Raw genomic sequence first — 26,937 nt, forward strand, 5'->3', positions numbered from 1 at the left:
GACCAGTGTCACCCGCGGGGGTGGTCGGCAGTACCGTTGACTCGTGCGCAGAGCCAAGATCGTTTGTACGTTGGGTCCCGCGACCTCCTCCGCCCGCCGCGTCCAGGAGCTGGTGTACGCCGGCATGGACGTGGCGCGGCTCAACATGAGCCACGGTGCCTACGCGGACCACGAGCAGGTCTACCAGCACGTCCGCCAGGCGTCCGACGCCAGCGGGCGGGGGGTGGGCATCCTCGCCGACCTGCAGGGGCCGAAGATCCGGCTGGAGACGTTCTCCGACGGCCCGGTGCTGCTGCGCCGCGGCCAGAGCTGGACGATCACCACCCGCGACGTCGACGGCGACGCGTCGATCTGCGGCACGACGTACAAGGGTCTGCCCGGTGACGTGAAGCCCGGCGACGCGCTGCTCATCGACGACGGCAAGGTCCGCATGCGGGTCGTGTCGACCACGGAGACCGACGTCGAGGTCGAGGTGCTCGTCGGGGGCCGGGTCTCGAACCACAAGGGCATCAACCTGCCCGGCGTGGCCGTGTCGGTGCCCGCGCTCTCGGAGAAGGACGTCGCCGACCTGCGGTGGGCCCTGCGGATCGGCGTCGACATGGTCGCGCTCAGCTTCGTGCGCTCCGCGGCGGACGCCGACGACGTGCGCGCGATCATGGCGGAGGAGGGGCGCAGCGTCCCGATCATCGCCAAGATCGAGAAGCCGCAGGCGATCGACAACCTCGAGGAGATCATCGACGCGTTCGACGCCTTCATGGTGGCGCGCGGCGACCTCGGCGTGGAGTGCCCGCTGGAGGACGTGCCGTTCCACCAGAAGCGGATCGTCGACCTGGCCCGCCGCAACGCCAAGCCCGTCATCGTCGCGACGCAGATGCTCGAGTCGATGATCACGGCGCCCGCGCCGACGCGCGCGGAGGCCTCGGACGTCGCCAACGCCGTCCTCGACGGGGCGGACGCCGTGATGCTGTCGGGCGAGACGAGCGTGGGGGAGTACCCCGTGACCGCCGTCGAGACCATGGCGCGCATCATCGAGAGCGCCGACCGCCACGCGGCCGCCGACATCCGCTCGATCGACTGGGACCCCCACACCACCGGCGGCATCATCGCTCTGGCCGCGGCGCAGGTCGCCGAGCGGGTGGGTGCGAAGTACCTGGTGGCGTTCACGCAGAGCGGCGACTCGGCCCGGCGCCTGGCCCGCTACCGCGGCCCCATCCCCATCCTGGCCTTCACCCCGCTGGCCTCGACGCGCTCGCAGCTGGCCGCGACGTGGGGCGTCGAGACGTTCAAGACCGCGCAGGTCGAGCACACCGACGAGATGGTGCGGCAGGTCGACGAGGCGCTGCTGCGCATCGAGCGCGTGCGGGAGGGCGACCTGGTCGTCATCATCGCCGGCGCCCCGCCCGGCATCCCCGGCTCGACGAACGCGCTGCGCGTGCACCAGATGGGCGACGCGATCAACGAGGTCGCGCCGGCGTACCGCCGCGCCTGACCTCGTTCCGACCTCGCCCCACCGAGCACGACGCCGCACGGCCCCGGGAGCACCCGGGGCCGTGCTGCGTCCGCCGGGGCCGCGGGGCCCCGCGCTCAGGCCTTCGTCCCGACGAGTGCGTCGAGGCGGGCGACCGCCTCGCGCCGGGACACGCTGATCGTGCGGGGCCCGGAGCCGCGCCAGGCCACGCCCACCAGGTCCAGCGCCCAGCAGCACAGCCCGCGGATGTCGGGCGAGGCGTTGACGAACTGCCACCGCGGGTAGTCGTAGCGGCGCCGCTCGCCCGCCACCACCCGGGTCGCCCAGTTGCGCACCCGCGCGCCGTCGGAGTGCAGCAGCCCGCGCAGGAACGCGCCCGGGTGGCGCTCGACCAGCTCCCGCTGCCACGGCTCGAGCACGATCGGTCGCTCGTGCTTGCGGCCCGGGCCGTGCTGGGGGAGCAGGCAGGGCCAGTGCTGCCAGTGCGAGGCCACGACCACGACCCCGGGAGCCCGGACGTGGTGGGCCGGCCGTCGGCGGTTGACCCGGCGCACCACCTCGGTCACGTCGGCCAGCACCGCCGGCAGCGTCGCGTCGCAGCTGACGCGGAGGGTCCAGCAGCGAGCGGCGCGCGACAGGCAGCCGTCGCCGAGGTAGTAGCCCAGGAGCGCGGCGTACGCCGGCTCGTCGAGCGACGGGCCCCCGCACCGGGAGCACCCGGTGAGCGTCACCGGGGTGGGCGTGACGGCCCAAGACCGCAGGGTCGATCGGGCCACGCCCGTACGACGGGAGACCTCGGCCAGCGACAGACCGGTGGCCAGGAGGTCGAGGGCCGCCGTCCGGGTGCGTTCGCCGTGCACGGTGCCGAGCATGGGGGAGGGCACCGACGGAACGGGACGGGTGGCCGGAGTGCCCCGGGTGGGATTCGAACCCACACTGGATGGTGTTTGAGACCACTGTCTCTGCCGTTGGACTACCGGGGCCGGGCCGGTGGAACCGTACCGGATGCGTGAGCCCCGCCTCTCCGCGAGACGTCCGGTCTCGGACGTCCCCGCCGAGGGCTAGCCTTCACCCGTGACCGATCAAGCCCAGGGTGCCCGCCGACGCGTCGTCATCGCGGAGGACGAGGCGCTCATCCGCATGGACCTGGCCGAGATGCTGGCCGACGAGGGCTACGAGGTGGTCGGCGAGGCCGGCGACGGGCAGAAGGCCATCGAGCTCGCCGAGGAGCTGCGCCCCGACCTCGTCGTGCTCGACGTCAAGATGCCCGTGCTCGACGGGATCGCCGCGGCCGAGCGCATCGCGGCCCAGCGCATCGCGCCGGTCGTCATCCTCACCGCGTTCTCCCAGCGCGAGCTGGTGGAGCGGGCGCGCGACGCCGGCGCCATGGCCTACCTCGTGAAGCCGTTCTCGGCGACCGACCTGGTGCCGGCGATCGAGATGGCCGTCAGCCGCTTCGCCGAGCTGAGCCAGCTCGAGCAGGAGGTCGGCGACCTCACCGAGCGACTCGAGACCCGCAAGGCCGTCGACCGCGCGAAGGGCGTGCTGCAGAAGGACCTCGGCCTCTCGGAGCCCGACGCCTTCCGGTGGATCCAGAAGACGGCGATGGACCTGCGGCTCTCGATGCGGCAGGTGGCCGAGGGGGTCGTGGCGCACGGCCCCGGCGCCTCCGGCACCGCCTGAGCGGGGCCCGGGCAGGTCTGAGCGGGGCCGCGGCGGCCGCGTCCGCCGTACCGATCACGGTCGGAGACTGAACTGTTACCTCCGGGGGTGCGAAACCCGCGTTGAGGGCTCGTCGGCGCCGTTAGGGTGTGCCGACCGACGAGCGCGGAGTGCGCTCCAACGACAGGAGTCACCGCGTGCGAATGCGTTTCATGGCGCTTCTCGCCCTGCTCGTGGTGCTGATGCTTCCGCTCAGCGCCGCCCACGCCGCCGAGGAGACGGAGGCGCCGACGCCGTCCCCCAGCGCGGGTGCCACGGGCGAGCCCGGGTCCGGGGAGACCACGGTCCCGGCGGCCCAGCCGCCGGCCGACGGTCCCTACGTGCGGGTGCGTCTGCTCGACGAGGCCGCCGACGAGCCGGTGACCGGCGTGACGCTCACGGTGGAGTCCGAGGACGGCGAGGAGATCGGGTCGGCGCAGACCGATCCCGACGGCGTCGTCATCGTCCCGATCCCCGAGCTGGGCACCTACACCGTGACCCTCGACGAGGACTCGCTGCCCGACGGCATCGAGCTCGGCGACAGCACGAAGTCCGAGATCATCATCACCGCGCGCATCAACGGCGCCAACGGCGGCCTCTTCCCGATCGGCGTGCAGGAGGTCGAGACGGTCTCCTTCGCCGACCGGCTGACGACCAGCCTGGTCTCCGGCGTGAAGTTCGGGCTCATCGTGGCCCTCGCCGCCCTCGGTCTCTCCCTCATCTTCGGCACGACCGGTCTCACCAACTTCGCCCACGGCGAGCTCATCACGTTCGGGGCGCTCGCGACGTACGTCGCCAACCGCGGCCTCGGCATGCCGGTCGTGCTGGCCGGCGTGGTCGCCGTGCTCGTCTCCGCCGCGTTCGGCTGGGCGCAGGACCGGGGGTTGTGGCGCCCGCTGCGACGGCGGGGGACCGGACTCATCGCCATGATGATCGTGTCCATCGGCCTCAGCCTGCTGCTGCGCAACCTCTACCAGTACTCGATCGGCAGCTCGCGCAAGTCGCTCAGCGAGTACGTGAGCCAGGCGCGCACCGACTACGGGATCGTCAGCCTGGCCGACAAGGAGATCGCGATCATCGGGATCTCGGTCGTCACCATCGTGGTCGTCTGCATCGCCCTGATGCGCACCCGGATGGGCAAGGCGATGCGGGCGGTCTCCGACAACCCCGCGCTCTCGGCCTCGTCGGGCCTGAAGGTGGACCGGGTCATCAGCTCGGTCTGGGTGCTCGGCACCGCCCTGACGGGCCTGGCGGGGGTGCTGCTGGCGATCAACAGCCAGATCAACTTCCTCATGGGCTTCAAGCTGCTGCTGCTCGTGTTCGCCGCGGTCACCCTCGGCGGCCTCGGCACCATCTGGGGCGCGCTGTTCGGCTCGATGGTCATCGGCATCATGGTCGAGGTCGGTCCGCTCTTCGGCGTGCCCTCCTCCATCAAGGAGGTCGGCGCCCTCGTCGTCCTCATCCTCGTCCTGCTGATCCGGCCGCAGGGCATCCTGGGCCGCCGCGAGCGGATCGGGTGAGCGCCATGACGAACCCGACCGTCCCCATGCCGGCCGCCCCCGCGGCCCCGGCCACCCCGCACCGTCACGACGACCGTGACCCCGCCCCGGTGGGCGCCACCCACGATCGGAGCAACGCATGAGCGACACCTCGACCACGGCGAAGCCCGCTGCCCCGGTCGTGGCGCAGCAGAACAACCGCGGCGCCGTGACCTCCGTGGTCCTCGGCATCCTCGGCATCACCCTCGCGTTCGGCTTCACCTCGCCCTTCGCCTGGCTGGCGGGTCGCAAGGCGGTCCGCGAGATCGAGGCGTCGGACGGCCGGCAGGGTGGTCGCGGTCTCGCGATCGCCGGCCAGGTGCTCGGCGTCATCGGCACCGTCTACCTCGTGCTGTGGCTGGTCATCGGCTTCACCGCGGGCATCTCGGACGTCGAGCTGACCGGTGTGTTCCGCACGGCGCTGAACCAGGCCTTCGGCCCGAACGCGATCGTCTACGCCCTCGCCGCGATCGGCCTCAACGTCCACTTCGGCTACACGGGCCTGCTGAACTTCGGCCAGGCCGGCTTCATGGCGGTGGGTGCCTACGGCCTCGCCGTCAGCGTCGTCACCTGGGACCTCCCGTTCTGGATGGGCGTCATCGTCGCGCTGCTCGCCCCGGTGGCCCTCGCGATCGTGCTCGGTCTGCCGACGCTGCGGTTGCGGGCCGACTACCTGGCCATCGCGACCATCGCGACCGCCGAGATCCTGCGGCTGGTGTTCGGCGCGGTCGAGACCAAGGACGTGTTCGGCGGCTCCAACGGCCTCAACGGCTTCGCCAGCACCTACCAGGACATGAACCCGTTCAGCGAGCGGCTCGACCTCGGCATCGTGTCCTTCAGCGCCCGCGACCTGTGGTCGATGGTCGTCGGCTGGACGCTCGTCGCCCTGTGCTGCCTCCTGGTGTGGGCGCTCATGCGCAGCCCCTGGGGCCGCGTGCTGCGCTCCATCCGCGAGGACGAGGAGGCCGTGCGCTCGCTGGGCAAGAACGTCTTCGCCTACAAAATGCAGGCGCTGGTGCTCGGCGGCGTGTTCGGTGGCCTGGCCGGTCTGTTCCTGGCCCTCAAGCAGGCCTCGGTCGTGCCCAGCGACTACTCCACCAACATGACGTTCCTGGCGTTCACCGCGCTGCTGATCGGTGGTGCCGCGCGCGTGCTCGGCCCGGTCATCGGCGCGATGGTCCTCTGGTTCCTCATCGCCGGTCTCGGCGACTTCTTCGACCAGGCGACGTCGGGCCCGAGCCCGCTCATGCCGGACTGGTTCATGGACAACACCCAGGCGAGCCTCGTGCGCTTCATCGCGACGGGCCTCGGACTCATGCTGCTGATGATCTTCCGTCCCCAGGGGATCTTCGGTGACCGAAGGGAGATCGCGATCGATGGCCGCTGAACTCGCAGGCACCTCCGTCCAGCCGCGCCCGCGCCCCGACCTGTCGGGCGTCGGCAGCGAGCCGGGCTCGCCCAAGCCGGACCCGATCATCGTCGGCGACAGCATCACCCGTCAGTTCGGCGGCCTCAAGGCCGTCGACGTCGACCACATCGAGATCCAGCGCGGTGCCATCACGGCCCTCATCGGCCCGAACGGCGCCGGCAAGACCACGCTGTTCAACCTGCTCACCGGCTTCGACGTGCCCGACGAGGGCAAGTGGAGCTTCAACGGGCGCTCCCTGCAGCGCGTGGCGCCGTACAAGGTCGCGCGGCTCGGGATGGTGCGCACCTTCCAGCTGACGAAGGTGCTCGCCAAGCTGACCGTCATCGAGAACATGCGCCTCGGCGCGACCGGCCAGCGCGGTGAGCGCATGTGGCAGGCGGCCTTCCCGTTCCTGTGGAAGAAGCAGGAGCAGGAGAACACGGTGCGCGCCGACGACCTGCTGCGCCGGTTCAAGCTCGACGCCAAGCGCGAGGACTTCGCGGGCTCGCTGTCGGGCGGCCAGCGCAAGCTGCTCGAGATGGCGCGCGCCCTCATGGTCGACCCCGAGCTGATCATGCTCGACGAGCCCATGGCCGGTGTGAACCCGGCGCTCAAGCAGTCGCTGCTCGGCCACGTGAAGTCGCTGCGCGACGAGGGCCGCACCGTGCTGTTCGTCGAGCACGACATGGACATGGTCCGCGACATCTCCGACTGGGTCATCGTCATGGCGCAGGGCCGGATCGTCGCCGAGGGCACCCCCGACCGCGTCATGCAGAACCAGGCCGTCATCGACGCGTACCTCGGGGCCCACCACGACACCGACCTCAGCGAGATGGACGAGGCCGCGATCGAGGCCGAGGCCAACGCCGAGCTCGAGGCCGCCAACGAGGAGGAGAAGCACTGATGAGCGCAGCCACGACGACGCCCGAGCGCGAGGCGCACCTCGCCGCGGCGGGCGACGCGATCCTCCGCGCCGACGACCTGACCGGGGGCTACCTGCCGGGCGTCAACATCCTCAACGGCGCCGACCTGTACTGCAACAAGGGCGAGCTGGTCGGCATCATCGGCCCCAACGGCGCCGGCAAGTCGACGCTGCTCAAGGCCCTCTTCGGCCTGGTCAACGTGCGCAGCGGGTCCGTCACCCTCGAGGGGCGCGACATCACCAACAAGCGCGCCGACCAGCTCGTGACGGCGGGCATCGGCTTCGTCCCGCAGACGAACAACGTGTTCCCCAGCCTGACCATCGAGGAGAACCTCGAGATGGGCTGCTACCAGGCGCCGAAGAAGTTCACGGAGCGGTTCGACTTCGTGACCGACATCTTCCCGCGGCTGGGGGAGCGCCGGAAGCAGCGCGCGGGCTCCCTGTCGGGCGGCGAGCGCCAGATGGTCGCCATGGGCCGGGCGCTGATGATGGCGCCGTCGGTGCTGCTGCTGGACGAGCCCTCCGCCGGCCTCTCGCCGGTGCTGCAGGACGAGGTGTTCGTGCAGACGCGCAACATCAACCGTGCCGGCGTCTCCGTGATCATGGTCGAGCAGAACGCCCGTCGCTGCCTGCAGATCTGCGACCGCGGCTACGTGCTCGACCACGGCCGCAACGCCTACACGGGCACGGGGCGCTCGCTGGCGAACGACCCGAAGGTCATCCAGCTCTACCTCGGCACGCTCGGCGCCGCCGAGGCGAAGGACGAGGGCACCCCCGCCTGATCCGCCCCGCCGGCGCCGCCGGCGGGTGCACGAGCAGCGCGACCCGAACGACCCGCACGACCCCTACGACGAGGGCCCCGGCCGCACGAGCGGACCGGGGCCCTCCGTCGTACCCGAGTAGGCCGCCCGGTGCCCGACGCCCGACGTCCGGCGCGCCCCACCCCGACCGGCGCCCCACCCCGACCGGCGCCCCGTCGAACCGCCGCCGCAGTGCCGCCGCCGCAGTGCCGCGACCGTCCGCAGACGCAGAACGGGCCCGGGACCAGCTGGTCCCGGGCCCGCTCAGGGGTGTGGTGCGTGGGTCGTACCGGCTCAGATCTCGCCGGCGATGTAGTCGACCGGCGCGTTGCGGTTCTCGGCGTCGTACTCGTAGATGCCGATCGACGCAGCGGTCGGGCTGCCCGTCTCACCGAGCTCGATGGGGCCCGAGGCACCGTCGTAGTCGATGTCCTCACCGGAGGCGAGCAGCTCGGCGCACTCGGCGAAGGTGGTGCACTTCGTGCCCTCCTTCGTCACGTCGACGAGGGCGTCGGCGATGGCCTCACCGGCGTCGCTCTCGGCGGCGATGGCGGCGAGCGCCGACGTGATGACCGCGTCGTAGGACTCGGCGGCGTAGGCGAACGACGTCAGCTCCGGGTCGATCGCGAGCAGGCGCTCCTGGAACTCGCCCGCGGTGTCCGCGCCGGGGATGGTGCCCTTCGTGCCGGTGAGCACGCCCGGGGGGAGCGACGGGTCGGAGTCGGCGGAGTAGTCGGCCGTGTTGCCGTCGACGAAGTACGTCGGCAGGTCCTGCGGGCCGGCGCCGGCGGTGATCAGCTGCGGGATGATCGTCGCCGTCTCCTCGAAGCCGATGAGCAGGAGCGCGTCGCCACCGGCGGCCGCGATCTCCTCGACCTGCGAGTCGAACGACTGCGCGTTCTCGCCGTAGAAGACGGTCGCGGCGACCGAGCTGCCGGCGTTCTCGAGGTTGGTCTGGACCTGCTCGGCGAGCGTCTCGCCGTACGCGTCCTGGCGGGCCAGGATCGCGACGTTCGAGCGGCCGTCCTCGATGAGGAGGTTGGCCATGACCGCACCCTGGAGGATGTCGGACGGCGCGGTGCGGAAGTACAGGTCCGGCTCCGCGTAGTCGCCCTCGTCGAAGTCGGTCGAGGTGTTGGCCGGGGAGTACATGACCGCGCCGGCGTCCATGATCTGGTCGATGACGGTCATGGAGACGCCCGAGGACGCCGCACCCACGATGACGTCGGAGTTCGCCGACAGCAGCGAGTCGACCTCGGCGGGCGCGATGCCGGAGTCGGCGTCGCCCGAGTCGCCACGGACGTGGACGACGTCCTGGCCGAGCACGCCGCCGGCCTCGTTGATCTCCTGGACGGCCAGGTCGACGCCCGCGAACTCCGGCGGGCCGAGGAACGCGAGGCTGCCGGTCTCGGGCAGCAGGGACCCGAAGGTCAGGGTGCCGTCGCCCTCGGCGGCGGGCGACTCCGAGGAGTTGTCCCCGCCGTTCGAGCCGCCCTCGTCGGTGTTCTCCTCCTCGCCGCCGCCGCAGGCGGACAGGGCGAGCACGCCGGCGGACACGACCGCGGCGAGGCGGAAGGTGGTGGACCTGCTCTTCATCAATCCTCCGTGGATTCTCGGGATCCGCCCGGCGGGAACCGCCGGGGTCTGGAGGGAACGTAGCCCTCGGCACCGGCCCGCGGGGGGGAGTCCGCGACCTCCTGCCATTTGTGGCCGTTTCGTGACCATCCGGCGGCCTGCGGGCGACGGACCGGACCAGACCAGGGGGCCACAGGACCGGACCGGTACGGCGTCAGCGCAGGCGGACGACCAGCTCGACCAGGGCGGGGGCCACCACGAGGGCGGGGAGCAGCGAGGCCACCGCGACCTGCTTGACGTCCAGCAGGCGCAGCGCGACGCCGACGAGCAGCACGCCCCCCACCGCGCTGAGCGCCGCGACGTGCGCAGCGGGGAGGACGTCGCCGGCCACGACGCCGACGAGGGTGAGGCCGCCCTGCACGACGAGGACGGTCAGGGCGCTCGCCGCGACCCCCCAGCCGAACGTGGCCGCGAAGGCGATCGCGGCGAAGCCGTCGAGGACCGCCTTGAGGTAGAGCTGGTCGGCACCGGTCCCCAACCCGTCGTTGAGCGAGCCGAGCACGGTGAGCGGCCCCGTGCAGAACAGGATCGACGCGGCGACGAAGCCCGCGGCGAACCGGTCGGCGTCGTCGGGAGCCGCGGCGTCGCCGGGGACGCCGGCGGGGGGAGCGGTACGACGGGTGAGCCGCCGCTGCGCGAGGTGGCCCAGGGCGAGCAGCCGGCCGTCGAGGTCGAGCGCCGCGCCGACGATCCCACCCACGAGCACCGCGCCGAGCACGATCAGCATCGGGGCGCCCGTGCCGGTCGCGGCGGCCAGCTCGGGGTCCAGCACGTCGACGGCGGCGGTGCCGGCGACGAGCAGCGTGACCAGCCCGAGACCGTCGGTGACCACGCGGCGTACCCGCTCCGGCAGGCGGTGGCCCAGGGCGACGCCGACGCCCGAGCCCACGAGGACGGTGACGATGTTGACCGCCGTGCCGCTGCCGGTGAACACGGGTGCCTCCTGGGGGTGGGGACCGCGGGCGGTCCGTGCGGGTGTTCCGTCCTGCCCGGCCGCCCTGTCGAGCCGGCACGGGCGAGCGTAGGGTGGCCCCGGCGTCCGGCTCGCGACGGGTGCCGCGCGAGGATGGCGCGCACGTCACCGCCCGCGCCGCGGGCTGGATCGCTGGGAGGCACTGGGATGGCTTGGGTGATCGCGTGATGGCTGCACCGCTCCTGCTGCGCGCCGCCGGTCCCGACGACGTGCCGCTCCTGCTCGAGCTGTGGGGCGACGCGGTGCGGCCCGAGGACGGGCAGGTCGACCTCGGCGAGGTCGTCGAGCGCTCGCAGGCGGGCGGCCCCACCCGGGTCGTGGTGGCCGAGCACGACGGTGAGTTCGCCGGCGCCGTGCTGCTGCAGCTGACGACCATCTCCCCGCTCAACCTCACGCCCGTCGTGCACATCGTGTCGCCGACGGTGCGCGAGGAGTTCCGCCGCCGCGGCGTGGGCCGCTCCCTCATCGAGGCCGGGGTCGCGTTCGCGGAGGAGAACGAGGTGCCGCAGGTGTCGACCGCGTCGCTCTCGACCTCCCGCGACGCCAACCGCTTCATGGCCCGCCTCGGCCTCGCGACCCGGGCCTCCCTGCGCCTCGCGCCGACCACCGCGGTCCGTGCCCGCATCAACGCAATGCGTCCCACCATGACGCGGCCCGCGGGCCGCCAGCAGCTGACGCACGTGCTCGCCGCCCGGCGCTCCGCGCGCCGTCAGGCGCCCACCCCGCGCGCCGGCTGAGCGGGCCCCGGGCGGTCCCGGGGCTCCCCGTCGTACGCCGGGTCAGTGCCCGAGGCGGTCCGCCGGGATCAGCGCGCAGGTGATCCGCGCCGTGCAGACGCGGCGGTCGCGCTCGTCGGTGATGACGACCTCGAAGCACGTCGACGTGCGCCCCAGGTGGGCGGGCGTGGCGACGGCCGTCACGGTGCCGCTGCTGGCCGAGCGGTGGTGCGTGGCGTTGATGTCGACGCCCACGGCCAGACGGTCGGGGTAGGCGTGCAGGGCGGAGCCGATGGAGCCGAGCGTCTCGGCGAGCACGACCGAGGCCCCGCCGTGCAACAGCCCGTAGGGCTGGGTGTTCCCCTCGACCGGCATGGTCGCCACGATGCGGTCCGCGGCGACCTCGACGAGCTCGATGCCCATCTTCTCGTTGAGGCTGCCCATGCCGTGGGGCATGGCGGCGAGGATGTCCTCGACGGCGGGCGTGGTGGTGGTCGTGTCGTCGTCGCTCATGGGCTCATCATGCCGGTGGCCGGGCGCCCGCCCGCGTGGGGTGGTCGGCGCGCGGCGGTAGGGTCGCGGGCGTGCCCGAGCAGAGCAGCGCCCCCGTGTCCGCGTCCGCCACGACCGCCGCCGGCGGGCGCAGGCGCCTGCTGCTGCTGGACGGCCACTCCCTCGCCTACCGCGCGTTCTTCGCGCTGCCGGTGGAGAACTTCTCGACCACCACGGGCCAGCACACCAACGCCGTCTACGGCTTCACCTCGATGCTCGTCAACGTGCTGCGCGACGAGCAGCCGACGCACGTGGGCGTCGCGTTCGACCTGTCCCGCCAGACATTCCGCCTGGAGCAGTACGCGGAGTACAAGGCGAAGCGCAACAAGACGCCGGGGGAGTTCTCGAGCCAGCTGCCCCTGATCCAGCAGGTGCTGGGGGCGATGGGCATCCGGTTCCAGACGAAGCAGGGCTACGAGGCGGACGACATCATCGCCACCTGGGTCACCCGTGCGCTCGCGGAGGACCCGGAGATGGACGTGCTGATCCTCACCGGCGACCGCGACTCGCTCCAGCTGGTCTCCGACCGCTCCACGGTGCTCTACCCGATGCGTGGCGTCTCCGACCTCGCCCGGATGACCCCGGCGGCGGTCCAGGAGAAGTACGGGGTGCCCCCGCACCGCTACCCCGAGCTCGCGGCGATCGTCGGGGAGACCTCCGACAACCTGCCCGGCGTGCCGGGCGTCGGGCAGGGCTTCGCGGCCAAGTGGATCAACGCGTACGACGGGCTCGACAACGTCATCGCGAACGCCGACAAGATCACCGGCAAGAAGGGCGAGGCGCTGCGCGAGCACCTCGGCGACGTCATCCGCAACCGCCAGCTCAACGCGCTCGTGCGCGACCTCGACCTCGAGCTGGCGCCGGCGGACCTGCTGCTGACGCCGTGGGACCGGGCGGCCGCCTTGACCCTGTTCGACGAGCTCGAGTTCCGTGGCGAGCTGCGGCAGCGGACCATCGACACCTTGAGCGTCGAGGAGGAGATCCCGGTCGAGGAGGGTGGCTTCCAGCTCGTGGGCCGCCAGCTCGCGGCCGGCGAGGTCGCGGCGTTCCTCGGTGGGCTGGGCGGGCAGCACGTCGGCGTCCACGTGCGCGGCACCTGGGGCTCCGGCACCGGCGTCGTGGAGGGCATCGCCCTGGCCGACGCGACCGGGCTCGCGGCGTACGTCGACGTGTCGAGCCTGACCGCCGACGACGAGGTCGCGCTCGCCGCCTGGCTCGCGGATCCCGAGCGGCCGAAGGTCCTGCACGACGCGAAGGGCCCGCAGCACGCCCTCGCCGCCCACGGGTGGACCCTGGCCGGTCTCATCAGCGACACCGCCCTGGCGGCGTACCTCGTGCAGCCGGACCAGCGGTCCTACGTGCTGGGCGACCTGACGCTGCGCTACCTGCGCCGGGAGCTGCGCAGCGAGAGCGACGACGCTCAGGAGGCACTGTTCGACGCCGGTGACGAGGTGGCCGACACGGCGATGCTCCACGCCCGGGCGGTCATCGACCTGGCCGAGGCGCTGGACGGCGAGGTCGAGGCCGTCGGAGGGGCACGCCTGCTCGCGGAGGTCGAGCTCCCGCTCATCCAGCTGCTGGGCCGGATCGAGCGCACCGGGGTCGCGGTCGACACCGGCCGGCTCGAGGAGCTCGAGGCCCACTTCGCCGACGAGGTGCGGCGCGCGGCCGACGACGCGTTCGCGGTGATCGGCAAGGAGATCAACCTGGGTTCGCCGAAGCAGCTCCAGGTGGTGCTCTTCGACGAGCTGGGGATGCCGAAGACCAAGCGCACCAAGACGGGCTACACCACCGACGCGGACGCGCTGCAGGCCCTCTACGTCAAGACCGAGCACCCGTTCCTGCTGCACCTGCTGCGCCACCGCGACGTGGCGCGGCTGCGCCAGACCATCGAGGGCCTGCTCAAGACGGTCCAGCCCGACGGCCGCATCCACACCACGTTCAACCAGATGATCGCGGCGACGGGCCGCCTCTCCAGCACCGACCCCAACCTGCAGAACATCCCCGTGCGCACCGAGGAGGGCCGCCGCATCCGGGAGGCGTTCGTCGTCGGCCCCGGGGGTGAGTCCCTCATGACGGCCGACTACAGCCAGATCGAGATGCGGATCATGGCCCACCTGTCGGAGGACGAGGGCCTGACCGAGGCGTTCCGCTCGGGCCAGGACTTCCACTCGATCACCGCTGCGCGCGTGTTCGACGTGGCGCCCGACGCTGTCACCAGCGAGATGCGGGCGAAGATCAAGGCGATGAACTACGGCCTCGCCTATGGGCTGTCGGCGTTCGGCCTCTCGCAGCAGCTGCGCATCACGCCGGGTGAGGCGCAGGGACTGATGGACGAGTACTTCGAGACCTTCGGCGGCATCCGCGACTACCTGGCGGGCATCGTCGTCGAGGCCCGCAAGAGCGGTTACACGGAGACGATCATGGGTCGGCGCCGGCAGCTGCCCGACCTGACGAGCGACAACCGGATGCGCCGCGAGGCGGCCGAGCGGATGGCGTTGAACGCGCCGATCCAGGGCTCGGCGGCGGACTTGATCAAGGTCGCGATGCTCGCCGTGCAGCGGGCGATCGAGGCCGACGGCCTGGCGTCGCGGCTGCTGCTGCAGGTGCACGACGAGCTCGTGCTCGAGGTGGCGCCGGGCGAGGAGGAGGCGCTGGAGCAGCTGGTCCGCACCCAGATGGGCGCGGCGGCCGACCTACGGGTGCCGCTCGACGTCTCGGTCGGCACCGGCGTCAGCTGGCACGCCGCCGCCCACTGACCCGGGCTCGCCGTCCTCCGCCGCCGGGCGCAGCAGGGCGACGGCGAGCAGCGTCAGCAGCACGACGACGTTGACCGCGAGCACGATCTCGAGCAGGGCCGTGCCGTGCTCGGCGAGCGGGGCGAGCCCGCCCAGCACGAGGAGGCCGGCCCAGACGAGGTAGACGGCGCGGCGGTGCTGGCGGGCGACGACCTCGTAGACCATCACCTGGGTCATGGCCAGCACGGTGCCGAGCGCCGCGAAGATCCAGACGGTGGAGCGGATCTCGGCGTACTCGGCGCCGCCGACGAACGTCACGGCGAGGCCGTCGAGCACGAAGGCGCCGGCGGTGGCGAGCACGCCCATGACGAACACGAGCCCGATGCCCTTGAGGTACATCCGGCGGGCGCCCTCGGCGGCCATCGACGGGAACGCGATGACGACGACGAACTGCGGCAGGAACAGCACGGCCTTGGTGAGGATGAGGCCACCGGCGTACAGGCCGGCCTCGTGCGAGTCGAGGGTGACGCGGGCGAGGACGACGTCGGCGTTGGTGAGGGCGAAGAACGCCAGCAGGGCGTGGGAGTTGTGCGAGACCTCCCGCAGCACCGAGCGCACGTCGGCCGGACCCGGGCGCGCGCCCCGGCGACGGCGCAGCGCCCACCCGCCGACGAGCACGGGCACGACGGCACCGACGAGCACGCCCGCCATGGCACCGGTGGCGTCCTGCTGCACGAGCAGTCCCAGGCACCCGAAGACGAGCCGGCCGAGCCCCATGCCGAGGTAGATGCCGGCGAGCGGCGCCCACTCCTTCTCGCCCTGGAAGATGCCCGCCTGCCCGCCCATCTTGGTCAGCGGTACCGCGGTCAGTGCCACCAGCACGGCGGGCAGCCAGGAGTCCAGGTCGAGCAGCAACGTCGCCAGCGGGCTGAGCAGCAGGCACACGGCTCCGAGCGCCCACGCGGAGCGGTCGGTGGTGCGCAGCACGCGGTTCTCGATGGTGGCGCGGTCCTCGGGGGAGGCGGCCACCTGGCGGGCGCCGGTGGCCTGGAGGCCGACCGACAGCACGTTGACGATGAGCAGGATGCCCATGAGGGCGGCGACCGCGCTGTACTCCCGCGGGCCCAGCACGCGGGCGGCGACCAGGGTGAAGCCGTAGGTGCCGACGTTCATCACCGCCATGGCGATCGCCACGCCGGCGCCGGTGCGCAGCAGCTCCCGTAGCGTGCCCCTCGATCCGCTCACCCGGCGGAGCCTAGAGGACGAGGTGGAGGTGCGGGCACGTGGCGCTGCGCGGAGCGGGGCGGGGACGTCCGTCGCTGCCCGTCGCCGGTGTCCCGAGCGCGGTCCTCGACGTCGTCGTCCTCGCCCTCGCGCTGCTGGCCCTCGGCCCGGCGTTGGCTCCGGGCCTCGTCCTCTCCTACGACATGGTCTGGGTGCCCGACCTGGCCGTGACCTCCGCCGGCTGGGGCTGGGTGGACGGCGTCCCGCGCGCCGTGCCGTCGGACCAGGTGGTGGCGCTCCTCGACGAGGTCGTGCCGGGGGCGGTGCTGCAGCGCGTCGTGCTGCTGGGCGCGCTCGTCGCCGCGGGCGCGGGTGCGCACCGGCTGGCCCGTGACGCCCCCCTGGCGGCCCGGCTGCTCGTCGCCGGGGTCGCCACCTGGAACCCGTTCGTCGCCGAGCGCCTGCTGGTCGGGCACTGGCCGGTGCTGCTGGGGTACGGCGTGCTGCCGTGGCTGCTGCTCGCCGGCCGACGCCTGCGCGCGGAGGGGGGCGGGCTGCCGCCCCACGTCGCGGCCCTCGCCGCGATCGGGTCGCTCAGCGCCTCGGCCGGCCTGGGCACGGCGGTCGCGCTCGCCCTCCTCGTGGGGGTCGCGGGTCGGGCCGGCCGGCGTGCGTGGGCGGGTCTGGCGGCGGTCGTCGTGGCGGCCAACGCCCCGTGGGTGCTCGCGGGTGCGCTGGCCGGCGGGGTGACGCGCAGCGACCCGGCCGCGGCGCGGGTGGCGGCCGAGGTGTTCGCGGCCCGTGGGGACGACGTGCCCACGCCGCTCGCCGTCGCGGGCCTGGGCGGGATCTGGAACACCGCCGTGGTCCCGCACGGGCTGGGGCTCGTGACCTCGGTGCTCTGGGCCGCCGTCGTGCTCGGCGGTGTCGTCGTCGTGCTCGCCGGCCGGGCCCGCGTGCCCGCCGCCGAGCGGTGGGCGCTCGTCGGGGCCGCCGGGGTGGCGTGGGCGGTGGCGCTGGTGTCGTGGGCCGCGCCCGGCGTGAACGCCTGGCTGGCGACGCACGTGCCCGGGGGCGGGGTGGCCCGGGACGGGGCCCGGTTGCTCGGGCTCGTCGTGCCGGCCGCGGTCGTGGGGCTCGCCGCCGGCGCGGGCGACGGGCTCGCCCGGGTGCGTCCCGCCGTACCGGGTCGGGTGGCGCTGGGTGTCGCGGCCGCCCTCCTGCCCGTCGCGCTGCTGCCCGGACTGGCCGGGGGAGCGGCAGGCGAGCTGCGAGCTCAGCGCTACCCGGCGGCGTACCCCGCGGCGGCGCAGGCGTGGCGCACCGACGCTGTCGGGCGCGACCTCGAGGACGCGCTCGTCGTCAGCCTGCCGTTCGCCGCGTTCCGCGCCCCGGGGTGGAACGCCGGGCGCACCGTGCTCGACCCGGTGCCGCGCGTGCTGCGGGGCGCCGACGTGGTCACCGACGACTCCCTGGTCGTCGGCGGGCGCACCGTCGCGGGGGAGGACCCGCGGGCCGCCCGCGTCGCCGAGGCGCTGGCACTGCCCGGTGCCGCGGACCGGACGGCGGCGCTGCGCGAGCTCGGCGTCGCCTACGTCCTGCGCGCCCGCGGGCCCGACGTCGACGGCGCGCCCCCGGAGCTCGCGCCCACGTTGGAGGAGGACGTCGTCAGTGCGGGGGACGAGCTCGTCCTGGCGAGGCTCGAGGGGGAGGTCGCCGCGCCCCCGGCCGACTCCCCGGGACCGGTCGCGACCGCGACGCTCGCCGCGGCGTGGTCGGCGTTCCTCGCCCTGCCGCTCCTGGGTCTCGCGGCCGGCGCACGAGCCGCGGTCGCCCGCCGCCGGGGACCCGACCGGGTCGCGGCCCGTGACGTGTGACGGACGTCGCCGAGGATCGGGACGCGCGCTCTACTCGCTGGTACAGTCGCCGACGGACGAGGGAGGTCTCACATGGGTACAGGAATCATCGGCACGATCGTGTCGCTCGTGGTCGGCGGTTCGGTGGCAGCAGTCACCGTCGTCGGTGTCGTCAACTCGCAGACGTCGGCGCCGGAGAAGTCGCCGGTCGACTCGCACGCGCCCACCAGTTCGATCATCGAGTACGGCGAGAACTGATCTCACCGGCGAGCACGCGCGCGAACGTCGACTGCGCCTGCTCCCAGGTGAACTCGCCGGCGCGCAGGCGCGCGCCGGCGCCCAGCCGACTCCGCAGCGCCTCGTCCGTCAGCACCCGTCGTAGCGCCTCGGCGAACTCGTCGAAGGTGTCGACGAGCAGCCCCGACTCGCCGTCGAGCACGGACTCGCGCGTGCCCCCCGCGGCCGCGTAGGCCACCGTCGGCACGCCGTGCGACCCGGCCTCGACGATCACGAGGCCCCAACCCTCCTTGAGCGAGGGCACCGCCATGACCCACGACGACGCGTAGAGGTCGTGCTTGCGCTGCTCGTCGACCTGGCCCGCGAAGACGACGGCGTCGGTGACGCCGCGGGCCTCCGCGTGGTCGACCAGCTCGGCGGCCCACCAGCCCGAGCCCACGACCACCAGGCGCAGGTCCGGCAGGGTGCCCCGCAGCAGTGCGACCGCGTCGATGGCCTGCTCGACCTGCTTGTGCGGCACGAGGCGCCCGACGACGCAGATGGTGGGGACGGTGGCCCGCTCGACGTCCGTGGGGGCCGCGGGGTCGGTGCCGTTGTGCACGACCGTCACCCGCTCCGGGTCGACCCCCAGCTCGGCGAGCTCGTCGCGGGTGGCCTCGGAGACGGCGACGTAGCGGGAGCGCCGGTAGACCCGCGGCGCCAGCCAGCGCTCGACCCACCACCCGAAGCGGCCCGTCACCCCGGGGTAGACCACGGGCCACTGCTCGCGGTGCACGTGGTGCACGAGCACGACGACCGGGCACCGCACCGCGAACCGGGTGAGGAACGGCAGCCCGTTCTGCACGTCGACGACGACGTCCGGCCGCCCGAGACGCCCGGTGAGCAGGAGCCAGAAGCCCCACAGGTAGACGGTGGTCTTCGTGCCCGCGTGCACGTGGCGCACGCCGTCCCGGACCTCGCTGCGCGGCGCCCCGGGGTAGGCGGCGCTGAAGACCGTCACCCGCGCCCCCTGGGCGGCGAGTCCTGCCGCCACCTGCTCGAGGTACCGCTCGGCGCCCCCGCCCTCCGGGTTGAGCGTGTCCCGCCAGCTGGTGAACACGACGTGCCGTCCGCGCACTGCACTCCCTCGTCTCCCGCGACCCTCCCCGGCCGCCGCGCGAGGTTATCCCAACCCGTCGGTAACGTGCGGCGGGTCACGGGTAGTCTCCGGCGGGTGCCCAGGTCCCCGCGCCGCTCCGGTCCCCGTCGCGCCACGCTGCGGCGCTCGGTGCGGCTGCTGCGCGAGTTCCGCTACGAGCAGCCCGACCCGGCCCGCTTCTACACGGCCCTGGCGGAGGACTCCGTGGCCCAGCTGGCCGAGCACGCCGACCTCGACGGCGCCGTTCTGCTCGACGTCGGCGGCGGTCCCGGCTACTTCCGGCGGGCCTTCGAGGGGGCGGGCGCGACGTACGTCGCCCTCGACGCCGACGTCGGCGAGCTCGCCGGTGCGGGCGACATCCACCCGCGCACGGTGATCGGCAGCGGGATGGACCTGCCGTTCGGCGACGGTGTGGTCGACGTCTGCTACTCCTCCAACGTGCTCGAGCACGTGCCCGAGCCGTGGACGATGGCCGACGAGATGCTGCGGGTCACCCGTCCCGGGGGCGTCGTGTTCCTCTCGTGGACGGTCTGGTGGGGCCCGTGGGGCGGGCACGAGACCGCGCCGTGGCACTACCTCGGCGGCACCCGGGCGCGCCGGCGCTACCGCCGCACCCACGGCCACGAGCCCAAGAACCGGTACGGCGAGTCCCTGTTCGCCGTGACCGTCGCGCAGGGCCTGCGGTGGGCGGCCCGCCAGGAGGCGGGCGAGGTCCTCGCGATCCTGCCGCGCTACCACCCGTGGTGGGCCCGCTGGATCGTGCGCGTGCCCGTGCTGCGGGAGGTGGTCACGTGGAACCTCGTGATCGTGCTGCGCCGGCGGTGAGCTCCGCCGTACCCGTGGACGGGGCGACCACCCCGGCCTCCCGGCTGACCCTGCGCCTCGTCGCCGCCTGCGTGCTGCTGACCGGCCTGGCGTTCGTGCAGTCGCCCGGCCTGCTCGTCTCCGACACCAAGTTCGACCTCGTCGCCGACCCGGGCGGGTTCCTCTCGCGGGCGCTGCACCTGTGGGACGCCGAGGGCACGTTCGGGCAGCTGCAGAACCAGGCCTACGGCTACCTGTGGCCGATGGGCCCGTTCTTCTGGCTGGGCGACACGATCGGGCTCGACGGCTGGGTCGTGCAGCGCCTGTGGTGGGCCGTGGTGCTGTGCACCGCCCTCGTCGGTACGGCGCTCCTGCTGCGCGCGCTCGGGGTCCGCTCGGACATCGCCGTGCTCGTGGGCGCGGCGGCGTACGCCCTCTCCCCGCGGCTGCTGACCGTGCTGGGGCCCATCTCGATCGAGGGGTGGCCGAGCGCCCTGGCGCCGTGGGTGCTGCTGGCGCTGGTGGTGGGCAGCGAGCGCGGCAGCCCCCGCCGGGCCGCGGCGCTCGCCGCGCTCGGCGTCGCCATGGTGGGCGGGGTCAACGCCGCCGCGACGTTCGCGGTCATCCCGCTCGGCGCGCTGTGGCTGCTGACGCGCGCCCCCGGGCCGCGCCGACGGGCGCTGATGATCTGGTGGCCCCTGTTCACGCTGCTCGGCACGCTGTGGTGGCTCGTCCCGCTGTTCCTCATGGGCGCCTACAGCCCCCCGTTCCTCGACTTCATCGAGACCAGCGGCGCGACGACCTTCCCCACGACCGTCTTCGACGCGTTGCGCGGCACCTCGAACTGGGTGCCGTACCTCGACGCGCGCTCGCGGGCCGGGAACGACCTCGTCACGACGTCCTACCTCGTGCTCAACAGCGGCGTGGTGCTGCTCGTCGGCGCGGCGGGGCTGCTCGACCGGCGCACCCCGCACCGCACCTTCCTCGCCGGCGGCCTCGCCCTCGGCCTCGTGATGGTGACGGCCGGCCACGCCGGTGCGGTGTCCGGCTGGTTCGCCGGCGACCTCGCGCAGGCCCTCGACGGCGCCCTGGCCCCCCTGCGCAACGTCCACAAGTTCGACCCGCTGGTGCGGCTCCCGCTGGTGGTCGGCCTGGGCTTCCTCCTCGACCACGCGGTACGGCGCACCCCCCGCTCGGCGGGCTCCGGCCGGGTGGTGGAGCGGGGGGCGGTGCTGGCAACGACGATGGTCGTGGTCGTGGGGGCGGCCATGCCGGCGCTGCTCGGCCGCCTCGCGCCGACGGGGGAGTCGTTCGGGGTCCCCGACCACTGGCCGGAGGCCGCCGCCTGGCTGGCGGACCAGGACGACGGGAGCGGCCGGGACGGCGGCGCGGTCGCGCTCCTCGCGCCCGGGTCCCGCTTCGCCGACTACGACTGGGGCAGCCCCCGCGACGAGCCGCTGCAGTTCCTCGCCGGCTCGCGGTGGGCCGTGCGCAACGTCATCCCGCTGACCCCGCCGGGCACCATCCGCATGCTCGACGGCATCGAGCAGCGCCTCGCCCAGGGCGAGGGCGGCGCGGGGCTGACGGCGTACCTGCAGCGGGCCGGCGTGCGCCACGTCGTCGTGCGCAACGACCTCCTGCCGGACGGCGACCAGCCGCCGACCGCGCTGGTGCACCAGGCGCTCGAGTCCTCACCCGGTCTCGAGGTGGTGGCGACCTTCGGCCCGGACCGCGGTGGCGAGACGGTGCTGGAGGCCGACGACGGCGACCGTCTCGTCCTCGAGCGCGGGTGGCGGGAGTTCCACCCCGCCATCGAGGTGTTCGAGGTCCCCGGCGCCGCGACCACCCTCACCAGCACGTGGCCCGACGTGGTCGCCGGCGGTCCGGAGGACCTCGCGGACCTCCTCGACCTCGGGGTCGTCGCCGACCGGCCGACCGTGCTCGCGGCCGACGCCCCCCGGGGGCCCGACGGCGAGCTCGGCGAGGCGCTCGCCGGCTCCCGCGTCGTGCTGACGGACGGCCTGCGGGCCCGGGAGCGCGACTTCGCGCGGATCAACGACGCGTCGTCGCCGGTGCTGACGGGCGACGAGCCGCGCACCACCACCAGCCCCACCCGCGACTACCTCCTCGACACCGAGGACCGGTGGTCGACGACCGCCGCGATCACCGGTGCCGCGCGCGTCTCGGCGTCCTCCTCGGTGTCCGACGCCGGCGGCTTCGGCGCCGCCCGGCGCGGTGCGCTGCCCTTCGCCGCCGTCGACGGCGACCCCGGGTCGTCCTGGACGGCGGACGCCGGCACCGCGGGCCGCGCGTGGTGGCAGGTCGACCTCGAGGAGCCGCTGCCCGCCGAGCGTGCCGTCGAGGTGCGGCTCACGGGCGGGGCCGACGCGGTGGCCGAGCAGGTCGTCCGGCTGCGCTGGCCGGGCGGGACCTCGGAGGAGATCGCGCTGCCCGCGGGCGACAGCGTCGACGTGCGGGTGCAGGCCGACGGCCCCGTGGGGTGGCTGCGGGTCGAGGACGCGTCGCCGGCGGGGGAGCAGGACGTGTCGCTCGCGGAGGTGGTGGTGCCCGGCACCGTGGTCGAGCGGTGGTACGAGCTCCCCGAGCTGCCGGCCTCCTGGGGCGCCCCGGACCAGGTGGTGCTCCGCGCCGACCGCGACGCCCGCGACGGCTGCGCCGAGGTGGGCAGCGCGGTCCGGTGCACCGCCGAGGCCGTCGTGGCGGACGAGGAGCCGGGCGCCGTGCGCCGGGTGGTCACCGTGCCCACGACCGACGCCTACATGCCCCGCCTGACCGTCCGCCCGCGCGCCGGTGACGTCCTGGGCTCCCTCACGCGCGAGGACGGGACGGTCCGGGTGTCCGCGTCGTCGCTGGCGGTCCCGGACCCCCGGGCCTCGGCCACCGCGGCGGTCGACGGGCTGCGCGGAACGACCTGGTTGGCGGACCCCGACGACCTGCGCCCCGAGCTCGACCTGACCTTCCTCGGACCACGCGTGGTGACGGAGGTGGAGGTGCGGCTCGACGCGGGTGCCGCCGCGCGGGCCCCCACCGAGCTCGCCCTCACCTGGCCCGGCGGGCGCACCACGGTGGAGCTCCGCGACGGCCGCGCCTCGTTCCCGCCGATCACCGCCGAGCGCCTGACCGTCGCGGTCGTCCGGGCGGAGAGCGACGTGAGCGCTCCCGGGGCGGGAGACGACGGGCCGTCGATCGGCATCAGCGAGCTGCGGCTCGAGGGCGCCCCCGACCTGCCGGTCGCGCTGCCGACGGCCTCCCGGGCGCTCGGGTGCGGCACCGGCCCGACGCTCGTCGTCGGGGGCGTGCGCACGCCCACCGAGGTCGTCACTTCCGGTGCCGACGCCGCGGGCGCCCGGACCGCCGAGGCGGTGCCCTGCGGGGAGGAGGCACGCGTGGTCCTCGCCGCGGGTCGCAACGAGGTGGTCGTCGAGGACGGCGCGGCCTTCGCCGTCGACGGTGTGGTCCTCACCCGGGTCGGCGCCCGCACCGCCTCGACGAGCCCGGTCGCGTCCGCCGGGGGGATCGGCGCGGACGCCTCCACGCGCGCGCTCGACGTGGGCGACGGCGACCGCCTCGCCGTCGTGCGGGAGAACGTCAACCCCGGGTGGGCGGCGACCCAGGACGGGGCGGCCCTCGACCCGCTGGTCGTCGACGGCTGGCAGCAGGGATGGGCCCTGCCGGGCGTCGGCACCGGCGAGGTCGTCGTCCGCTACGTGCCGGACGCGACCTACCGCGCCGGCATGGCGGTCGGCGGTCTCGCGCTGCTCGTGCTCGTGGGGGTCGTCGTCCTCGGGTCGCTCCCGGCCCGGCGCCGCCGGGCGGGGCGCGACGCGCGGGCGTCGGCGGGGCCGCTGCGACCGCGCGGCCACCGCCCGTGGCCGGCGGTCGCCCTCGTCCTGCTCGTGCTGGGAGTGGTGGCCGGCACCGGGGCCGTCGTCATCGGCGCCGCCGTCGGCGTCGTCCTCGCGGCGGCCGCGACCGTCCTGCGCGAGCGCGCGGACGACCTGGTCCCGTGGGTGCTGGCCCTGCCGCTGTTCGCGGCCGCCGTCGGCTACGCGCTGCAACCCTGGGGGTCGGCCTCCGGCTGGGCCGGGGCGTCCGCCTGGCCGCAGCACGCCGCCCTCGTCACCCTCGCCGGCGTGCTGCTGCGCGCGGCCCTGGAGCCGGGTGCGCCGCCGGACGACGACCCCGCTGGGGCCGCGTCTACCTGACGGGGCGCCCGTGGCCGATGCGCTGGGCGGGCACCTCGATCCACCGGTACGCCGCCTCGGAGGCCACCCACGTGAGCCCCGCCGTCAGCACCCAGACGGCGAGGAACCGGCCCTCGAAGAACTCCCAGCCCGTCGCGAAGAAGACGAGGTGGATGATCGGCAGGTGGAGGCAGAACACGGCGTACGAGATCGCGCCCAGACGGCGCGGCGCCGCGTGGCCCAGCGCGGCGGCGTACCGGGGCGTGGTGGGGAAGACCCCTGTGAGCACGACGAGGCCCGCGGCGACGGCGTAGAGCACGACCTTGACGACGTGCTGCTCCGGGGCGACGGGGGCGAGCGTGGCGGGGCCGGCGATCGGGGTCGAGGCCAGCAGGAGGAGGCCGCCGGCCAGCGTCCAGCAGACGCCGGGCTGCAGGGCCAGCGTTCGGAGGCTCGCGAGCAGCCGGCCGTCCGCGCCGGAGGTCGCCGCCTCGCGCGCCGCGGCGAGACCGATGCCGACCGCGAACCAGGCGAGGTAGCCGGGCAGCCAGGTCGAGGGCACCCCCACCCCCTCGAGGGCGGGGACGGCGACGGCGAACCAGACCGCGGCGAGCGCGAAGCTGCCCGCGACGAGCAGCACGACCCGTCCCACGCGCAGCGTCCGCCGCCGTCGGCCCACGAGGAGCGCCATGAGCGCGGGCAGCACGGCGTAGAACGTGATCTCGGTGGCGAGGCTCCACAGGTGGGTGAGGCCCGCCGGGAACGACGGCCGCAGGTACGTGCTGGTCAGGGTCAGCGCGCTCAGCCGGTCGTACCAGGACGCCCCGCGGTTGCTCTCGAGGAGGACCAGGGCGAGGGCCACCGTCACGACCGCCAGGGGCAGCACGCGCCACACGCGCCGCCGGGCGTAGCGCGCCAGCGACGGTGCCGGCCGGCCCGCGACAGCCGTGGCGAGGTAGGGCCGCGACAGCAGGAACCCGGAGAGCACGAAGAAGAGGGCCACCCCGACGTCGAGGCGGGCCAGCAGCCACCCGTCGTACCCCTGCCCGCCGTACGAGCCCGTCAGGAAGGCGACGTGCGTCGTCATGACGGCGATCGCCCCGACGGCCCGCAGGGTGTCGAGCAGGGGGAACCAGTCGCGGCCGGGCGTGGTGGTCGTCGGGTCGGGGGCCGCGGCCGCCGTGGTGGTGACGGGGTCGGTGCTGCTCGTCGTCATCGGGTCCTCCTGGTCACTCCGCGTCCCCGACGTCGAGGCCGACCACGCAGGTCGCGGGCCCGCCCTCGCGGGTGACGGGGTCGAGCACGACCGTACGGACGTCGCCCTCGACCCGAACGTAGACGGTCTTGGCGCCGGAGCGCATCGGGACCTCGGCCTCGGTGTCGCCGGCGCGCACCGCGAGGGTGCGGTTCGCGCCCGACAGGTAGCCGATCGACACCCAGTGGCTCCCCGGACCGGTCGCCTCCGGCAGCCGCACCCGCACCGGTGCGTCGGCGACCAGGGAGCCGCACGTGCCCGCGAGGGCGGGGTACGCCGCGGTGCCCACGACGCGGGCGGGGCGGAGGGCGCCGTCCTCGGTCACGACCACGAGGTTCGAGGTCGTCACCGGCACACGGACGTTGTCGGTCACCAGGTCGAGCACCGTGCCCGTCCGCAGCGGCACGTCCCGGGAGGGGACGTCGACGAACGCGGGAACGGGGGCGTCGGCCAGGTCGACGACGGGACGCTGCTCGGCCGCCTGCCGGGCGGCGCGGGCCCAGTCCGCGGCCGCGTCGTCGGTGAGCTGTGCGCGCACGAGGGTTGTGGTGGCCAGGAGGGCCACGACGACCAGCAGCGCGGCGGCGACGGGCGCGCCGTACGGCACGAGGGGCCGCAGGTCCTCGAGGTGGGCGGTCAGCCGTCGGAGGCGACCCTCCCGCGGGGCGGCGGACTGGTCGACCGGCCGGGGGCCGAGCGCGAGGCCGACCGCCAGGAGGGTCGGGGGCACCAGCACGGCGACCAGCTGCGTGGGCACCTCGATCCGGGCGGCCTCGGTGGGGGCGGCCAGGAAGGTGCCGAGCACCACCACGACGACCACCCAGCCGAGGAGCAGGGCCACCGGGGCGCGAGCCCCGGGCCGGCGCAGGAGGGCCACGACGACGGCGGTGACGACGACCGCCGCGACGGCGACGGCCGCCGCGGGCGGGTCGGGCACCCGGGCGGCGGTGGCGTCGTCGCTCCAGGTCCAGGGGCCGCCGAGGAGCCCGGGGAGCCAGGCCTCGCCCACGGTCGCCAGCGCTGCCCGCGCCGCCGCCGCGCTCGGCTCGCCCAGGGCGCTGCCCGGCACGAGGACCGCGTGCACGACCGCGGCCGCCACCGCGACGACCGCGCCGCACCCGACCGCCACGCCCGTACGACGGAGCCCGCCGCCCTGCCCGTCCGCACCGCCGCCCGGGTGCCGGAGCAGGTGCAGGCCGCCGAGCAGCACGGGGAGCGCGAGCGCGGCGGGGGAGCAGAGGGCGGCCAGCACCGCCGCGGTGGCCGCGGCGACGTCCCAGCGGCGCCGGCCCGATCGCACCGCACGCAACCGGGCGGCCAGGGCGCCGGCCACGAGGGCCACCAGGACCGCCGTCGTCAGCCCGGAGGCCCACCACCGACCGGCGGCCCAGGTGAGGGGGGAGGCGAGGTAAAGGGTGAGGAGCGGGAGCACCCGTGGCCGGCGCCCGCAGGCCGTGAGCAGCAGGGCGAGGACCGCGAGCGAGGCGAGCAGCTGCGCCGCGACGAGGAGCCCGGCGGCGAGCGGCCAGCGCACGGGGTCCTCCCGGGCCACCAGCTCCGCGGCCGCCCGTGCCACCACCGACAGCCGTCCGTCGAGGGGGTCGAGCACGGCTCGGGTGCCCGTCGAGGCGCGAGCGTCGGCGAGGAGTGCGTAGTCCGGAGCGTGCCACCAGGAGCGCCGCAGCACCCACGTCAGCACCCCGAGGTGGACGCCCACGAGGAGCAGTGAGAGGCGCAGGACGGTGCGTGGTCCAGACCACGACGAGG

The 26,937-nt window shown here is 74.4% G+C and carries 20 protein-coding genes and 1 tRNA gene; 12 read left to right on the top strand and 9 right to left on the bottom strand.

The features are described from left to right. The first annotated feature begins 43 nt into the window (after positions 1 to 43). A complete protein-coding gene (gene pyk, locus ACOACO_RS10270) occupies positions 44 to 1,489 on the top strand; it encodes a pyruvate kinase (protein WP_420296124.1) in 1,446 nt (481 codons plus the stop codon). Between the two features lie 95 nt (positions 1,490 to 1,584). Here pyk and ACOACO_RS10275 read toward each other — a convergent pair whose 3' ends face one another. Both ACOACO_RS10275 and ACOACO_RS10280 read right to left on the bottom strand, forming a co-directional pair. Continuing rightward, complete coding sequence (locus ACOACO_RS10275; protein ID WP_420296125.1) at positions 1,585 to 2,352, bottom strand: transcriptional regulator; 768 nt, start codon at positions 2,350 to 2,352, stop codon at positions 1,585 to 1,587. A 26-nt stretch (positions 2,353 to 2,378) separates the two neighbouring features. Next, a tRNA-Leu gene (locus ACOACO_RS10280) sits at positions 2,379 to 2,451 on the bottom strand. 91 nt (positions 2,452 to 2,542) lie between these two features. Between ACOACO_RS10280 and ACOACO_RS10285 the strand changes: the two genes are divergently transcribed. The 5 genes from ACOACO_RS10285 to ACOACO_RS10305 all read left to right on the top strand — a co-directional run bounded on the left by ACOACO_RS10285 (position 2,543) and on the right by ACOACO_RS10305 (position 7,819). Continuing rightward, on the top strand, positions 2,543 to 3,151 hold the full coding sequence (locus ACOACO_RS10285; protein WP_420296126.1) for an ANTAR domain-containing response regulator: 609 nt from the start codon (positions 2,543 to 2,545) through the stop codon (positions 3,149 to 3,151). 182 nt (positions 3,152 to 3,333) lie between these two features. Continuing rightward, the gene (locus tag ACOACO_RS10290; protein ID WP_420296327.1) at positions 3,334 to 4,689 is read left to right on the top strand and encodes an ABC transporter permease subunit; all 1,356 of its coding nucleotides are present in this window, start codon (positions 3,334 to 3,336) and stop codon (positions 4,687 to 4,689) included. 118 nt (positions 4,690 to 4,807) lie between these two features. Next, entirely contained in the window at positions 4,808 to 6,094 is a 1,287-nt protein-coding gene (locus tag ACOACO_RS10295) for an ABC transporter permease subunit (protein ID WP_420296127.1), read from the top strand. Then, positions 6,084 to 7,019 carry an ABC transporter ATP-binding protein gene (locus tag ACOACO_RS10300; protein ID WP_420296128.1) on the top strand — a complete coding sequence of 312 codons (936 nt, stop codon included), beginning with the start codon at positions 6,084 to 6,086 and terminating at the stop codon, positions 7,017 to 7,019. Before ACOACO_RS10295 ends, ACOACO_RS10300 begins: the two co-directional genes overlap by 11 nt. Then, a complete protein-coding gene (locus ACOACO_RS10305; protein ID WP_420296129.1) occupies positions 7,019 to 7,819 on the top strand; it encodes an ABC transporter ATP-binding protein in 801 nt (266 codons plus the stop codon). The genes ACOACO_RS10300 and ACOACO_RS10305 overlap by 1 nt, the downstream gene beginning before the upstream one ends. 312 nt (positions 7,820 to 8,131) lie before the next feature. Here ACOACO_RS10305 and ACOACO_RS10310 read toward each other — a convergent pair whose 3' ends face one another. Both ACOACO_RS10310 and ACOACO_RS10315 read right to left on the bottom strand, forming a co-directional pair. Further along, positions 8,132 to 9,433, bottom strand: coding sequence for an ABC transporter substrate-binding protein (locus tag ACOACO_RS10310; RefSeq protein WP_420296130.1), 1,302 nt, complete (start codon positions 9,431 to 9,433; stop codon positions 8,132 to 8,134). Between the two features lie 193 nt (positions 9,434 to 9,626). Further along, entirely contained in the window at positions 9,627 to 10,406 is a 780-nt protein-coding gene (locus ACOACO_RS10315; protein ID WP_420296131.1) for a DUF554 domain-containing protein, read from the bottom strand. Positions 10,407 to 10,612: 206 nt separating this feature from the next. Here ACOACO_RS10315 and ACOACO_RS10320 point away from each other — a divergent pair, with 206 nt between their 5' ends. Then, a complete protein-coding gene (locus ACOACO_RS10320; RefSeq protein WP_420296132.1) occupies positions 10,613 to 11,182 on the top strand; it encodes a GNAT family N-acetyltransferase in 570 nt (189 codons plus the stop codon). A gap of 42 nt (positions 11,183 to 11,224) precedes the next feature. Here the strand turns inward: ACOACO_RS10320 and ACOACO_RS10325 are convergent, their stop codons facing one another. Continuing rightward, positions 11,225 to 11,674, bottom strand: coding sequence for a hotdog fold thioesterase (locus tag ACOACO_RS10325; protein WP_420296133.1), 450 nt, complete (start codon positions 11,672 to 11,674; stop codon positions 11,225 to 11,227). Positions 11,675 to 11,745: 71 nt separating this feature from the next. Between ACOACO_RS10325 and polA the strand changes: the two genes are divergently transcribed. Next, positions 11,746 to 14,472 carry a DNA polymerase I gene (polA, locus tag ACOACO_RS10330; protein ID WP_420296134.1) on the top strand — a complete coding sequence of 909 codons (2,727 nt, stop codon included), beginning with the start codon at positions 11,746 to 11,748 and terminating at the stop codon, positions 14,470 to 14,472. Here the strand turns inward: polA and ACOACO_RS10335 are convergent. Further along, entirely contained in the window at positions 14,410 to 15,696 is a 1,287-nt protein-coding gene (locus ACOACO_RS10335) for a lipopolysaccharide biosynthesis protein (RefSeq protein ID WP_420296135.1), read from the bottom strand. The genes polA and ACOACO_RS10335 overlap by 63 nt on opposite strands. 38 nt (positions 15,697 to 15,734) lie before the next feature. Here ACOACO_RS10335 and ACOACO_RS10340 point away from each other — a divergent pair, with 38 nt between their 5' ends. After that, on the top strand, positions 15,735 to 17,552 hold the full coding sequence (locus tag ACOACO_RS10340) for a hypothetical protein (protein WP_420296136.1): 1,818 nt from the start codon (positions 15,735 to 15,737) through the stop codon (positions 17,550 to 17,552). A 72-nt stretch (positions 17,553 to 17,624) separates the two neighbouring features. Next, positions 17,625 to 17,789, top strand: a complete 165-nt coding sequence (locus ACOACO_RS10345) for a DUF2613 family protein (protein WP_420296137.1) — start codon at positions 17,625 to 17,627, stop codon at positions 17,787 to 17,789. Here the strand turns inward: ACOACO_RS10345 and ACOACO_RS10350 are convergent. Then, a complete protein-coding gene (locus ACOACO_RS10350) occupies positions 17,767 to 18,885 on the bottom strand; it encodes a glycosyltransferase family 4 protein (RefSeq protein WP_420296138.1) in 1,119 nt (372 codons plus the stop codon). The two genes, ACOACO_RS10345 and ACOACO_RS10350, sit on opposite strands and share 23 nt — an antisense overlap. A gap of 96 nt (positions 18,886 to 18,981) precedes the next feature. Here ACOACO_RS10350 and ACOACO_RS10355 point away from each other — a divergent pair, with 96 nt between their 5' ends. Next, positions 18,982 to 19,731, top strand: a complete 750-nt coding sequence (locus ACOACO_RS10355) for a class I SAM-dependent methyltransferase (protein WP_420296139.1) — start codon at positions 18,982 to 18,984, stop codon at positions 19,729 to 19,731. Then, positions 19,698 to 23,936: an alpha-(1->3)-arabinofuranosyltransferase domain-containing protein gene (locus ACOACO_RS10360; protein WP_420296140.1), complete on the top strand. Its 4,239-nt coding sequence runs from the start codon at positions 19,698 to 19,700 to the stop codon at positions 23,934 to 23,936. The genes ACOACO_RS10355 and ACOACO_RS10360 overlap by 34 nt, the downstream gene beginning before the upstream one ends. On the opposite strand, the gene ACOACO_RS10365 is transcribed toward ACOACO_RS10360, so the two are convergent. Both ACOACO_RS10365 and ACOACO_RS10370 read right to left on the bottom strand, forming a co-directional pair. Then, positions 23,929 to 25,131, bottom strand: coding sequence for an acyltransferase family protein (locus ACOACO_RS10365; protein WP_420296141.1), 1,203 nt, complete (start codon positions 25,129 to 25,131; stop codon positions 23,929 to 23,931). The two genes, ACOACO_RS10360 and ACOACO_RS10365, sit on opposite strands and share 8 nt — an antisense overlap. A 13-nt stretch (positions 25,132 to 25,144) precedes the next feature. After that, a complete protein-coding gene (locus ACOACO_RS10370; RefSeq protein WP_420296142.1) occupies positions 25,145 to 26,887 on the bottom strand; it encodes a hypothetical protein in 1,743 nt (580 codons plus the stop codon). Positions 26,888 to 26,937: the final 50 nt, after the last annotated feature.

Source organism: Nocardioides sp. CPCC 205120 (assembly GCF_048654585.1).
GTDB lineage: Bacteria > Actinomycetota > Actinomycetes > Propionibacteriales > Nocardioidaceae > Nocardioides.